This is a genomic window from Micromonospora sp. A3M-1-15, from assembly GCF_024213425.1.
GTDB lineage: Bacteria > Actinomycetota > Actinomycetes > Mycobacteriales > Micromonosporaceae > Micromonospora > Micromonospora chersina.
In genome coordinates this window covers 242,703-254,891 of record NZ_JANAVK010000001.1, presented here as the reverse complement: position 1 = coordinate 254,891, position 12,189 = coordinate 242,703, and the positions used below count along the sequence as shown (strand labels likewise).

Here is a 12,189-nt window from a genome sequence, read left to right as displayed (position 1 = left end):
TCACATGAGCGTGTTACGACCGGTCCGGGAGGCGGCGCCAGGGGGCGGGCTGGCCGTGCAGCCACCAGTGCAGCGCCCGGGTGATCCGGGGCAGCACCAGGTAGGTCATCAGCGGGGTCAGGCAGAGCGTCATGAGCAGCGTCCGAGCCGCCAGCGGCACGTCGGCGATGAACCGGGCGGTGAGCAGGGTGGCGGTGAGGCTGAGCGGGAAGAACGCCAGCCAGATGGTGACCGCCTGCTTCCAGCGCGGCGGGGCGGCCGGCGCGGCCGGCTCGGCGTCGCCCCCCGCGAACGTCTCGACCACGTGGTCCACGGGCGCGTCGAACCAGCCCTCGATGCCGGTGCGGCGCTCGGTGCGGGTGTGCTCGACGATGCCCTGCGCCGAGGTCAGCCACCAGTGCCGCTGCGGGGAGTCCTCCCAGTCGCGCAGCGTGTCCTGGTTCGCGAAGCGGTACATCACGTGCCACTCCGGGGAGCCGGGCGCGGTGCGGACGAACCCGGCGCCCAGGAAGCCGGGGAAGCTCTCGGCCAGCGCCGTACCGGCCCGGATCCACGCCACCATCTCGTCGGTGCGCGCCGGGTCGGCGCGCCGCGAGACGGCAACCGTCACCGGCACCGCGTGCGTCGTGGTCATGCCCGTCCTCTCCGCCGCCGGCGGGATCTCCGCCGGTCCTGGCAGACCGGTGTAACGCACCGTCCGGGCCGGCGCATCCGGGGAGTACCCGCTTGGTGTCCGGGATCACCGGCCGCGGCCGGGCCGTCCCGCCGGGACCGGTTAACCCGCGCCACCCGGGGGTAGCCCGGGGGAATGACGCGATCACAGCCCCGCCGCCGGGTCAACGCCGCGTACAGCGCGTTGAACCTGCGGCTCGTGCTCGCCCTGTTCGGCCTGGTCACCATGACCGTCTTCGCGGTGCTTGCGTTCGCGGCCGACGTGGCCTGGCTGGGCGTCGTCTGCGCGATCTTCGCCGTGGTGGCCGTGGTCGACCTCGTCGTCATCCAGCGCCGCCGCGCCGCGCGCCACCGGGAGGAGCCGGGCGCGCGGCACTCGCTGTTCGAGTGACAGGAGTACGACATGCCCATCGCCACCACCAACCCCGCCACCGGGCAGGTGCTCAAGACCTACGACGCCATGTCGGACGAGCAGGTCGACGCTGCCATCGAGCGGGCCGACCTCGCCTTCCGGCAGCTGCACGGCACCACCATCGCCGAACGGGGCCGGTGGATGATCGCCGCGGCCGACCTGCTGGACGCCGAGCGGGACGAGACCGCGCGGCTCATGACCACCGAGATGGGCAAGACGTACGCGGCCGCGAAGGCCGAGGTCACCAAGTGCGCCACGGCCTGCCGCTTCTACGCCGCCAACGCCGCGAAGATGCTCGCCGACGAGCCCGCCGACGCCGCCGCGGTCAAGGCGAAGCGGGCGTACGTGCGGCACCAGCCGATCGGCCCGGTGCTCGCCGTGATGCCGTGGAACTTCCCGCTGTGGCAGGTGATGCGGTTCGCCGCGCCGGCCCTGATGGCCGGCAACACGGGGCTGCTCAAGCACGCCTCCAACGTCCCGCAGACCGCGCTCTACCTGGAGGAGCTGTTCCGCCGGGCCGGCTTCCCGGAGGGCGCGTTCACCACCCTGCTGGTCGGGTCCGAGAAGGTGGACCGGATCCTCAGCGACCCCCGGGTCCGGGCCGCCACGCTGACCGGCAGCGAGGGCGCGGGCCGCTCGATCGCCCAGATCGCCGGCCGGGAACTCAAGAAGACCGTGCTGGAGCTGGGCGGCAGCGACCCGTTCGTGGTGATGCCCTCGGCCGACCTGGACAAGGCGGCCGAGGTGGCCACCACGGCCCGCTGCCAGAACAACGGCCAGTCCTGCATCGCCGCCAAGCGGTTCATCGTGCACACCGACGTCTTCGACGCCTTCGCCGAGAAGTTCGCGGCCCGCATGTCGGCGCTGCGGGTCGGCGACCCGATGGACGAGATCACCGACGTCGGCCCCCTGGCCAGCGAGGGCGGCCGCGACGAGATCCACTCCCAGGTGCAGGACGCCGTCGACAACGGCGCCACGGTGCTGTGCGGCGGCGAGAAGCCGTCCGGCGGCGGCTGGTACTACCCGCCGACCGTGGTCACCGACCTGCGACCGGGGATGCGGATGTGGTCCGAGGAGGTGTTCGGGCCGGTCGCCGGCCTCTACCGGGTGGACTCCTACGAGGAGGCGATCGAGGTCGCCAACGGCACCAACTTCGGCCTCGGGTCCAACGCCTGGACCACCGACCCGGCCGAGCAGGAGCGCTTCGCCGTCGACCTGGACGCCGGAAACGTCTTCATCAACGGCATGACCACGTCCTATCCGGAGCTGCCGTTCGGCGGGGTGAAGAACTCCGGGTACGGGCGCGAGCTGTCCGCCGTGGGCATGCGGGAGTTCTGCAACACCAAGACCGTCTGGGTCGGCGAGGGGGAGGCCGGCGCCGGGGCCGGGGCGCACTCCGAGTAGTCGCGATTGGCCGGACGCCGTCATGGGTAGGAGATGCGCCCATGACGGTGTTCGGCTTCCACGCGTCCCACGAGCAGATCCACCCGGCCAAGCTGCTGGCGGCGGTGACCCACGCCGAGCGCGCCGGCTTCGACGCGGCCATGTCGTCGGACCACTTCTCGCCGTGGAGCGCCCGCCAGGGCCACTCGGGTTTCGCCTGGTCCTGGCTCGGCGCCGCGCTCCAGGCCACCAACCTGCCGTTCGGCGTGGTCAACGCGCCCGGCCAGCGCTACCACCCGGCGATCATCGCCCAGGCCATCGGCACCCTGGCCGCCATGTACCCGGGACGGTTCTGGGCCGCGCTCGGCACCGGCGAGGCGAGCAACGAGCACATCACCGGCACCGGCTGGCCGCGCAAGGACGTCCGTGCCGCCCGCCTGCGCGAGTGTGTCGACGTGATTCGGGCGCTGCTCGCCGGCGAGGAGGTCAGCCACGACGGGCTGGTCACCGTGGACCGGGCGAAGCTGTGGACCCGGCCCGAGCAGCCGCCCGCGCTGATCGGCGCGGCGGTCAGCGTGGAGACCGCCCGCTGGTGCGCCGAGTGGGCCGACGGCCTGATCACCGTCAACGCCCCGGTCGAGCACCTGCGGCGGATGACCGACGCCTACCGGGACGCCGGCGGGCGCGGGCCGCTGCACCTCCAGGTGCACGTGAGCTGGGCGTCCGAGCAGGCCGAGGCCGAGGCCGTCGCGTACGACCAGTGGCGCAGCAACGTCTTCGCCCCGCCGGTCTGCTGGGACCTGGAGCTGGCCGACCACTTCGACGTGGTCAGCGAGCAGGTGTCCATGGAGCGGGTGACCTCGGTGGTCAACGTCTCGGCCGACCTGGGCCGGCACGTCGGCTGGCTGGAGGAGTACGTGGCGCTGGGCTTCGACCAGATCGCCCTGCACCACGTCGGGCAGGAGCAGCGCGCCTTCATCGACACGTTCGGGGCCGAGGTGCTGCCGAAGCTCCGCACCGCCGCCTGAGCACGGCGGTGCGGCACGGCTGATCAGTCGAGGCAGAACTCGTTGCCCTCCGGGTCGGCCATGATGAGGTGACCGGCGCCGAGCGGGGGAGCGGGCTCGTGGCGTTGCAGCCGGGTGGCGCCGTGCGTGACGAGCCGTTCGGCCTCCGCCTCCAGGGCCGCCATCCGCTCGTCGCCGGACAGCCCCGGGGCGGCCCGCACATCCAGGTGCACGCGGTTCTTCGCCTGCTTGCCCTCCGGTACCCGCTGGAAGAACAGCCGCGGCCCGGTGCCGGCGGGGTCGACCACCGCGGAGGCGTCGTTGCGCCGCTCCGGCGGCACGCCCATCGCCTCCAGGGCCTGTTCCCACGACTCGAAGCCCCCGGGCGGGTCCTGGAGCCGGTAGCCGAGGGTGGTGGCCCAGAAGGCCGCCAGGGCGGCCGGGTCGGCGCAGTCGAAGGTGATCTGGACGGTCCGCGTCTGTTCGGTCATGGCGACAGTCTGCCCGGGATCGCGGACAGGATCGTTCCGCGATCTGTGGAACCATGCGGACATGACCGTTGAGGCGACGACCGAACGGGTGCTGCGGCTGCTGGCGCTGCTGCAGCGGCGGCCGTCCTGGACCGCCGGCGAACTCGCCGCCGAGCTGGGCGTCACCGACCGTTCGGTGCGCCGCGACGTGGAGCGGCTGCGTGCGGTCGGCTACCCCGTGCACGCGACGTCCGGCGTCGGCGGCGGTTACCAGCTCGGCGCGGGCACCCGGCTGCCGCCGCTGCTCCTCGACGACGAGGGAGGCGATCGCCACCGCCGTCTCCCTGCGGCTGGCCTCGGGAGGCACGGTCGCCGGCGCCGGCGAGGCGGCACTGCGGGCGCTCGCGAAGCTCGACCAGGTGATGCCGGCCCGGCTGCGCGCCGAGGTGCGCGCGGTGCACGGCGCCACCGAGACCCTCGTCGGCCCCGGCGTCGAGATCGACGCGGAGCTGCTGGTGACCCTCGCGCGGGCCTGCCGCGACCTCGTGCGGGTGCGGTTCCGGTACCCCGGCCGCGAGGGCGGGGAGCGCGAACGCACGGTCGAGCCGGTGCGGATGGTCACCACCGGCCGCCGGTGGTACCTGATGGCCCGGGACGTCGACCGCGACGACTGGCGCACCTTCCGGCTGGACCGGATGAGCGAGGTGGTGGCCACGACCTGGCGCTTCCGGGCGCGCGAGCACCCGGACCCGGTGGCCTACGTGCAGCGGTCCGTGACCGGGTCGCCGTACCGGTATCTCGCCCGCGTCCGGGTGCACGCGCCGGCCGGACGGGTCCGGGAGCTGGTGCCGCCCCAGGTGGGACGCGTCGAGGACGACGCCGACGGGTGGTGCGTCCTCACCGTCGGCGGGGACGGCCTGGACTGGCTCGCCGTGCAGGTGGCCCGGCTGGGCTTTGAGGCGCAGGTGCTGGAGCCTCCGGAGCTGCGGGAGGCCGTCGCCCTGCTCGCCCGCCGGCTCGCCGCGATGGCCGGCACCGGCCCGACGCCCGGCAACACCTAGGCTCGTACCCCATGGAAGCTCTGATCGAGGTCGTGGTCTTTCTCGCGATCGCGACGTTCGGCGCGGCGCTCGCCCGGCGGCTCGGCCTGCTGGCGCCGATCCTGCTCGTCGTGCTCGGCCTCGGCCTGTCCTTCCTGCCCGGTCTCCCGCAGGTGCGCCTCGACCCGGAACTCGTGCTGGTGGGCATCCTGCCGCCGCTGCTCTACGTGGCGGCGCTGAAGACCTCCGTGCCCGCGTTCCGGCTCAACCTCCGGCCCATCCTGCTGCTCGCCGTCGGGCTGGTGATCTTCACGGCGTTCGTGGTGGGCACCGTCGTCCACCTGATCCTGCCCGGCGTGCCGTACGCCATCTGCCTGGCCCTCGGCGCGGTGGTCGCGCCGCCGGACGCGGTCGCCGCCACGGCGGTGGCCCGCCGCGTGGGCCTGCCCCGGCGGATCGTGACCATCCTGGAGGGCGAGAGCCTCGTCAATGACGCGACCGCCCTGGTGCTGCTGCGGGTCGCGGTCGCCGCGGCCACCGCGGCCGGCGGGCACGTCGGAGCCGGCGAGGTGGCGCGCGAGGTGCTCGTCTCGGCCGGCGGCGGCGTCCTCGTCGGTCTGCTCGGCGTGGTGGTCTTCGGCCACCTGCACAAGCGCATCACCGACCCGGTCCTCGACAACGCGCTGTCCCTGATCGTGCCGTTCGCGGTCGTCTTCGCCGCCGAGGAGATCCACGCCTCCGGGGTGGTCGCCGTGGTGGTCACCGGGCTGGGCATCGGGCACAAGCAGCCACTGCTCATGTCGGCCGCCTCCCGGCTCCAGGTCGGCGCGTTCTGGCGGCTCATCCAGTTCCTGCTGGAAGGGCTGGTCTTCCTGCTGGTCGGCCTGCAACTGCGCGAGGTGCTCCGGGACCTGGACGAGCCGGCGGGCCGGCTGGTCGGGATCACCGTCGCGGTGCTGGCGGCCGTCGTGCTGACCCGGTTCGTCTGGCTCATCCCGGCCACCTACCTGGCCCGGCTGGTGCCCCGGGGCCGCCGCCGGGACGCGCCGCTCCCGGTGCAGGTCCCCCTCGTCATCGGCTGGGCCGGGATGCGCGGGGTGGTCACCCTCGCCGCCGCGCTCGCGCTGCCGCTCACCCTGGCCGACGGCCGGGAGTATCCCCGGCAGCTGTTCATCTGGCTGGCGTTCGCGGTGATCGTGGTGACCCTGGTGGCGCAGGGCGCCACCCTGCCGGCCGTGGCGCGGGCGGCGAAACTGCCGCCGGACGACCCGGTGCAGGACGCGCTCTCCGCCGCCGCCGTGCAGCAGCAGGCCAGCCGGGCCGCCCGGGACCGGCTGGAGGAACTCGCCGACGGGGCGCCCGAGGCGGTCGTGGAACGGCTGCGCGGGCTGGTGCAGAGCCGCACCAACCTGGCCTGGGAACGGCTCGGGGGCACCGCGCGGGAAACCCCCTCGCAGGCGTACGGTCGGCTGCGGAAAGAGATGATCGACGCGGAGCGGGAAGTGTTCCGCGCCGCCCGCGACTCCGGGCGCATCCCGGAGGAGGTCCTGGTCAGCGCATACCGTGACCTGGACCTGGAAGAGTCGTTGCTGCGACAGGAGGCCGACGAGTGAGCTGCGCACACCTGACCGACGCGGGTGACGCCGACCCGAAGACCACGACCGAGTGCCCGGACTGCGTGGCCATCGGCAACGACTACTGGGTGCACCTGCGCGCCTGCCTCACCTGCGGGCACGTGGGCTGCTGTGACTCCTCGCCCTACCAGCACGCCACGAAGCACTTCGAGTCGACCGCGCACCCCGTGATGCGCTCGATCGAGCCCGGCGAGTCGTGGCGCTGGTGCTTCGTCGACGAGGAGATCGGCTGACCGGTCAGCCGAGGCGGCGCTCCAGCACCTGCCCCGGCCAGGGCTCCCGGCCCTCCCGCTCCACCGTGAACCGGTCGGTGGCGGTGAAGCCGCAGCCCTCGTAGAACCGGACCAGCGCCCGGTCGTCCCCGCCGTAGCAGTCCACCCGGAGCAGCCCCAGGCCACGGTCGCGGGCCAGTTCCGCCGCGTACGCCAGCAGCCGCGCCCCGATCCCGTGGCCCGCGTACGCCCGGTCGGTGACCAGCAGGTTGACGTACAGCTCCGGCTCGGTGGCCGGCGGCACGTACGCGGTGGCCGACCCCACCACGAGGGCGCCCACCGCGTCGTCGCCGGCCGTCGCGAGGTACAGCCCACCGCCGGTGGCCCACGCGTCGGCCTGGGCGATCCGGCGCGGGTCGGTCGACGCCGGCCCGGTTCCCCACTGGCCGGTCCGGCCGCGTGCCACGAGCCAGGCGGTGGCCGAGTCGAGCAGCCGCAGCACGGCGGCGGCGTCCGCCGGGCCGCCGGGGCGGATCGCGATGGTCTGCTGGTCCGTCATGCCGCCATGCTGCTACACCGGCGCGGCCGGACGGTCGCCGGCCACCGGGCGGGCCGGCTCCCGGTTGGCCAGGGCCCACCGGGTCAGCGCCGGGGCGGCCAGGCCGACGGCGGCGAAGAGCGCGCCGAGCGCCAGCCAGCCCGGCACCCCGCCGTCGAGCACCAGCAGGGTGAGCAGGGCCGGGCCGACCGCGCGCGCCAGTCCGGCGAGCAGGCCGTCGGCCCCCTGGTAGGCGCCGATGGCGTCCGGCGGGGCCAGGTCGTAGGCGAGCCCCGCCCCGGCGGCGCCGTGCCACAGGTCGCCGAACGTCCACACCGCCGTGGCGACCAGCAGCAGCACGACCGCCGCGACGGTGGGCAGGCCCGCGGTGGCCGCGTAGAGCGGCGTGGCCGCCGCCAGCACCAGGCCGGCCCGGCGCAGCTTCCGGGCCGCGGGAGCGGCCGTGTCCGCGCCCCGGCTCAACCGGACCGCCAGCAGCACGGTGAGCACCGTGTTGGTCAGCAGCACCGCCGACACCACCGGCGGCGGCGCGCCGGCCCGGGTGACCGTCCACAGCGGCACGATCAGCGTGAGCACCGTCAGGTGCAGGGCAAGCACGGCCGACGCGCCGCTCACGGCGAGGAACCGCCCGTCCCGCAGCGCCCGCGCCCGGCGCGGCCGGCCGGCCGCGGGAGCGCGCGCCGCCGGCGGGTGGGCCGGCAGCCGCATGAGCAGCGCCGCCGACAGCAGGTAGGTGGCCGCGTTCCCGACCACCAGCACCTGGTACGCCCGATGGGTGTCCACGGCCAGGGCGAACCCGGCCAGCGCGGCGCCGACCGCGATGCCCAGGTTGGCCACCGCGCGCAGGGTGGCGAAGGCGTGCACCCGGCCCCGCGGGCCGGCGACCGCGGCGACGAGCGCGGCGCGGACCGCCAGGTTGCCCGAGGCCAGCAGGGTCTCGAGGATCGCCACCGCGAGGAACGCCGGCACCGAGCCCACCAGCAGGTACGCCGCCGCCGCGACCGCCTGGCCCAGCTGGATGGCGGCGCGGAGGGTACGCGGGTCGCGCCGGTCGGCCAGCGCGCCGAGGGGCACGCTGGCGGTCAGCCCGACCAGCCAGGCGGCGGTGAGGCCGGCGCCGACCGCGGCGGGGGAGAGCCCGACGTCACGGGTCAGGTAGAGGGCGCCACCGGCCAGCCAGAGCCCGGAGCCCACCGTGTTGGCCAGGGTGGCAAGCGAGAGGGTGCGCAGCGCGCCCGGCGGCGGGATCGGCGAGAGCCGACCCATCAGCGGCGTGTGGGCAGGGCTGCGGAGACCTCGGTGATCAGCTCGGCCACGCGGTCGCCCCAGTGGGAGGCGATGACCAGCTCGCGGGCGGGGTCGACCCAGAGCAGGTGCCGGCCGCCGTTGCCCCGCGCGCAGCGGCCCGTCCGGGGCGCGCCCGGCTGCACCCGGCTCGACTCGTTGCGCCACCAGAGGTAGCCGTAGTCGGGGTTGAGCGGGCACGGCGCCCAGGTGCGACGAATCCACTCCGCGCTGAGCAGCCGCCGGCCCCGCCACGTGCCGCCGCCCTGGTAGACCTCGCCGAGCAGGGCCAGGTCGGCGGCAGAGATCCAGAGCCCGCCGCCCCAGTGCGCGCCGCCGCTGACCACCCGCACCCGGATTCCGTCGAGCTCGACCAGCGAGTCCGCGTACCCGTGCCAGGACCAGGAGGAGGAGGCGTCCAGCGGATTCAGCACGGCCTCGTGGAGCACGTCGCCGAGCGGCCGGCGGAACAGCAGGGTCAGCGCCAGGCAGAGCAGGTTCACCCTTACGTCGTTGTAGGCCCACCCGGTGCCGGGCGCGCCCTCCCGCTCGAAGCCCTCGCGGCGGCTCTGCGCGTCCACCCCGGTCGGCTTGCCCCAGAGCTCGCCGGTCCAGCCGCTGGTCTGCTGGAGCAGGTGCTCCCAGGTGATCCCCTCGACCCCGAGGCCAGTGAGGAACGGGTGGTCGACGCTGTCGAGCACGTGCGCCGCCGGATCGAGCAGGCCCCGGTCGAAGGCCACCCCGGCGACCGTGGCGACGACGGCCTTGGTGCCGCTGAACAGCATCTCCGGGGTCGCCGGGTCGCCCCAGGTGGCGATCACCTCGCCACGGTGACGGATCACGCCGCTCGCCCCGGCGCCCGGCAGCAACGGCCCGGTCACCTCGCGGTGCGACTCGTCGGCCACCTGCGCCGCGAGGTAGCGGTCCATGTGGGCGATACCCTCGGTCACCCGCGCGGCCTGCCGGGCGACGGCGGCGCGCACCGCGCCGAGATCGACGCTGACGTCCCCGTTGACGGTCATGGCCCGACCCTAGGCTGGGTGCCGCCGGGTGGGTGGCCCGCACGACGCGACCCCTGTCACACCGGCGGGGCGACCGACGGGCACGGTCCACGGGGGTAGCGACGGGAAATCGCCTCGCGGGCCCGGCGCCGCTCTGCCAGGGTCGGGGCCGTGGAAAGCAAGAGGACCGCCCGGGCCGACGAGTTGACCGAGGTGCAGCGGATCGAGGTGGCCTCCGGCGCCCCGTTCCGGGAGATCGGTATGGCCGACGTCGCCGACATGCCACCGCTGCCGCTGGACGTGCTGGCCGCCGCCCAGCGGGCCGGCCGGCTCCGGGTCGCTGTCGACGCCGCGGACCGTCCTGTGGCCTTCGCGGTGGTCGACCTGGTCGACGGCTGCGCGCACGTGCAGCAGCTCAGCGTCGATCCCGGGTACGCCCGGCGAGGGATCGGCCGCGGCCTGCTCGACGACGTGGCCGGGTGGGCCGCCGGGGCGGGACTGCCCGCGTTGACCCTGACCACGTTCCGCAGCGTGCCGTGGAACGGGCCGTACTACGCGCGCTGCGGGTTCCGCGAGCTGGCCGGGGCCGAGGTGACGCCGGGGCTGGCCGGCCTGCTGGCCGCCGAGGCGGCGCTCGGGCTCGACCCGGCCGACCGGATCGCCATGCGACGGCCGGTGGCCTGACGCCGGTTCAGCGGCGGCCGGGACGCGGGCCGCCGTACAGGTGCACCCGCTCGTCCCGGTCCCGTGACCAGCGAGCGTCCCAAAACAGGTCGGGGTGGGCCGGGGCGTGGGCGACGTGCAGGGTCCACTGCTCGTACCACCAGCGGGCGGAGCACTGGCAGCCGGTGAAGCGGAAGTTCGCCCGCCACCGCCCGAGCTCGCCCGGGGCGAGGGTGAAGAGGCGGGCGCCGGCCCGCCGCACCGGGAACGAGGCGTGGCTCGGCAGCCGGTCGACCAGCGCTACGCCGTCGCGCCATCCGATCCAGAGCCCCGCCTGGCGGGCCGCGGCCTCGCCCTCCCGCACCTCCTCCACCGGGCGGTAGCCGGCGGCCTCGTCCCGCAGCACCTCGTGCACGGTGAGCCCGCCGGCCGGCAGCGGCGGCAGCGCGTACGCCTGGGGGAGCCGGCCCCGGACGGTGGCCGCGGCGGCGTCCCGGCTGGTCCAGCGCACCCGGATGCGCTGGACCACGAGACCGTTCACGGCCGCACCAGGCGCTCGGTGGCCAGGCAGGAGATCAGGCAGCGCTCCTTGGCGTCGCCGGTCAGCCGGGCCGTCCAGTCGGTGAACCCGCCGTCGCCCACCTCACGGTCGCCGCCGGCCAGGGTGAGGCGCAGGGCGGCGCCCACGTAGTAGCCGCGCCCCCGCTCCCGCTCCGGCTCGTCCCGCAGCGGCACGGCCCCGCCGGCGAGCGCGGGGCGGACGGTGTCGGCGAGCCGGTCGGCCAGGACGGGGTCGTCGAGGAGCGTGACGTGCAGCGCGGGCGTGGCCGGACCGGCCAGCTCGGCGAGCACCGACCGCCAGAAGGTCAGGTGCCGCACGAGCAGCCGCGCTTCGGTGTGGCCCGAACCCGTGTCCCGGGCGCTGGACACCAGCGTGAAGAGCCGGAAGTGCGCCGCCGTGCCGGGGCCGAAGTCCTGCGCCCGAAGCACCCGGTGCGCGGCGGCCAGGTGGACCTCGCCGGCTCGCCGCCGGCGTACCGCCGCCTCGACGGCCAGGGCGTTCGTCGGGTCGCTCACCACCTCGGTGCCGCGGGTCGTGCCGATGATCCGGTTCTGGCTCACCGGCGCCACGGCGGCGCAGGTGCCCAGCGGGGCGACGGGGGACAGCTCGACCCCCGCCACGTCGGCCGGCAGCAGGTCCCAGACGTGGGCCTCCAGTCGGGCGAGCGCGCGTGGGTCGACGTCGGCCGGGCGGACGAAGCGGTCCTCGCGCCAGCGCCGCACCACGTCGGCCGGGCGGACGGTCGCGGCCCGGTCGCGGGCCACGGTGAGCAGCAGCGTGCGCAGGTCAGCCGCCGGCAGTCCGGCCAGGGCGGCACGCGTCCCCTCCGGCAGCGTCGCCCACACCCGACGCTCCGCGCCGGACAGTCCGTTCCCGTCCATGGCCGCCACCCTCGCGGACGTGCGCCGCGGGCGTCCACCGGGTTTCGGCGTCAGTGCGTGCCGCCGAGGTTCAGCACGACCACCCCGGCGATCACCAGGCCCGCGCCGGCCACCTTGGCGACGGTCAGCGGCTCGCCGAGGAAGGCCGCCCCGATCGCCATGATGGCGGCGGTGCCGAGCCCGGACCAGACCGCGTACGCGACGCCGACCGGGATGTCCTTGACGGCCAGGGAGAGCAGCCCGAACGCGGACAGGTAGGCGACCGCCAGGCCGACGGTGGGCCAGAGCCGGGTGAAGCCGTCGGTCGCCTTGAGCAGGCTGGTGCCGATCACCTCGGCGGTGATCGCGCCGAGCAGGAAGAGGTACGCCATGCCTCCATGATCACGCCTGCCCGGCGATCGGTGGCCTC

The 12,189-nt window shown here is 75.1% G+C and carries 15 protein-coding genes and 1 pseudogene; 8 read left to right on the top strand and 8 right to left on the bottom strand.

The window, feature by feature from the left end:
* Positions 1-13: 13 nt before the first annotated feature.
* Entirely contained in the window at positions 14-634 is a 621-nt protein-coding gene (locus NLX85_RS01250) for an antibiotic biosynthesis monooxygenase (protein ID WP_254331181.1), read from the bottom strand.
* Positions 635-808: 174 nt separating this feature from the next.
* On the opposite strand from NLX85_RS01250, the gene NLX85_RS01245 reads away from it, so the two are divergent.
* From NLX85_RS01245 to NLX85_RS01235, 3 genes are read left to right on the top strand one after another with little or no spacing between them, the layout of a single operon-like run.
* A complete protein-coding gene (locus NLX85_RS01245) occupies positions 809-1,063 on the top strand; it encodes a DUF6343 family protein (protein ID WP_254331180.1) in 255 nt (84 codons plus the stop codon).
* A 12-nt stretch (positions 1,064-1,075) separates the two neighbouring features.
* On the top strand, positions 1,076-2,488 hold the full coding sequence (locus NLX85_RS01240) for an NADP-dependent succinic semialdehyde dehydrogenase (RefSeq protein ID WP_254331179.1): 1,413 nt from the start codon (positions 1,076-1,078) through the stop codon (positions 2,486-2,488).
* 41 nt (positions 2,489-2,529) lie between these two features.
* Positions 2,530-3,495, top strand: coding sequence for a TIGR03885 family FMN-dependent LLM class oxidoreductase (locus tag NLX85_RS01235; RefSeq protein WP_254331178.1), 966 nt, complete (start codon positions 2,530-2,532; stop codon positions 3,493-3,495).
* Between the two features lie 23 nt (positions 3,496-3,518).
* On the opposite strand, the gene NLX85_RS01230 is transcribed toward NLX85_RS01235, so the two are convergent.
* The gene (locus NLX85_RS01230; protein ID WP_254331177.1) at positions 3,519-3,965 is read right to left on the bottom strand and encodes a VOC family protein; all 447 of its coding nucleotides are present in this window, start codon (positions 3,963-3,965) and stop codon (positions 3,519-3,521) included.
* Here NLX85_RS01230 and NLX85_RS01225 point away from each other — a divergent pair.
* From NLX85_RS01225 to NLX85_RS01210, 4 genes and pseudogenes are all read left to right on the top strand, one after another.
* Positions 3,964-4,158: pseudogene (locus NLX85_RS01225) on the top strand (HTH domain-containing protein); the annotation flags it as partial. The gene NLX85_RS01230 and the pseudogene NLX85_RS01225 sit on opposite strands and share 2 nt — an antisense overlap.
* 7 nt (positions 4,159-4,165) lie before the next feature.
* Entirely contained in the window at positions 4,166-5,005 is an 840-nt protein-coding gene (locus tag NLX85_RS01220) for a YafY family protein (protein ID WP_254331176.1), read from the top strand.
* Positions 5,006-5,016: 11 nt separating this feature from the next.
* Complete coding sequence (locus NLX85_RS01215) at positions 5,017-6,597, top strand: Na+/H+ antiporter (protein ID WP_254331175.1); 1,581 nt, start codon at positions 5,017-5,019, stop codon at positions 6,595-6,597.
* Entirely contained in the window at positions 6,594-6,851 is a 258-nt protein-coding gene (locus NLX85_RS01210) for a UBP-type zinc finger domain-containing protein (protein WP_254331174.1), read from the top strand. The genes NLX85_RS01215 and NLX85_RS01210 overlap by 4 nt, the downstream gene beginning before the upstream one ends.
* Positions 6,852-6,855: 4 nt before the next feature.
* On the opposite strand, the gene NLX85_RS01205 is transcribed toward NLX85_RS01210, so the two are convergent.
* The 3 genes from NLX85_RS01205 to NLX85_RS01195 are packed head-to-tail and all read right to left on the bottom strand — an operon-like array spanning position 6,856 to position 9,695.
* Positions 6,856-7,389, bottom strand: a complete 534-nt coding sequence (locus NLX85_RS01205) for a GNAT family N-acetyltransferase (RefSeq protein ID WP_254331173.1) — start codon at positions 7,387-7,389, stop codon at positions 6,856-6,858.
* 12 nt (positions 7,390-7,401) lie between these two features.
* Complete coding sequence (locus tag NLX85_RS01200) at positions 7,402-8,655, bottom strand: MFS transporter (RefSeq protein WP_254331172.1); 1,254 nt, start codon at positions 8,653-8,655, stop codon at positions 7,402-7,404.
* Positions 8,655-9,695, bottom strand: a complete 1,041-nt coding sequence (locus NLX85_RS01195) for a serine hydrolase (protein WP_254331171.1) — start codon at positions 9,693-9,695, stop codon at positions 8,655-8,657. The genes NLX85_RS01200 and NLX85_RS01195 overlap by 1 nt, the downstream gene beginning before the upstream one ends.
* Positions 9,696-9,803: 108 nt before the next feature.
* On the opposite strand from NLX85_RS01195, the gene NLX85_RS01190 reads away from it, so the two are divergent.
* Positions 9,804-10,358: a GNAT family N-acetyltransferase gene (locus NLX85_RS01190; RefSeq protein ID WP_308210693.1), complete on the top strand. Its 555-nt coding sequence runs from the start codon at positions 9,804-9,806 to the stop codon at positions 10,356-10,358.
* A 7-nt stretch (positions 10,359-10,365) separates the two neighbouring features.
* Here NLX85_RS01190 and NLX85_RS01185 read toward each other — a convergent pair whose 3' ends face one another.
* From NLX85_RS01185 to NLX85_RS01175, 3 genes are read right to left on the bottom strand one after another with little or no spacing between them, the layout of a single operon-like run.
* The gene (locus tag NLX85_RS01185) at positions 10,366-10,878 is read right to left on the bottom strand and encodes a hypothetical protein (protein WP_254331169.1); all 513 of its coding nucleotides are present in this window, start codon (positions 10,876-10,878) and stop codon (positions 10,366-10,368) included.
* Complete coding sequence (locus NLX85_RS01180; protein WP_254331168.1) at positions 10,875-11,780, bottom strand: hypothetical protein; 906 nt, start codon at positions 11,778-11,780, stop codon at positions 10,875-10,877. Before NLX85_RS01180 ends, NLX85_RS01185 begins: the two co-directional genes overlap by 4 nt.
* Before the next feature lie 50 nt (positions 11,781-11,830).
* Positions 11,831-12,151 (bottom strand): multidrug efflux SMR transporter, encoded by a 321-nt coding sequence (locus tag NLX85_RS01175; RefSeq protein WP_254331167.1) that lies wholly within the window; start codon positions 12,149-12,151, stop codon positions 11,831-11,833.
* Positions 12,152-12,189 lie beyond the last annotated feature (38 nt).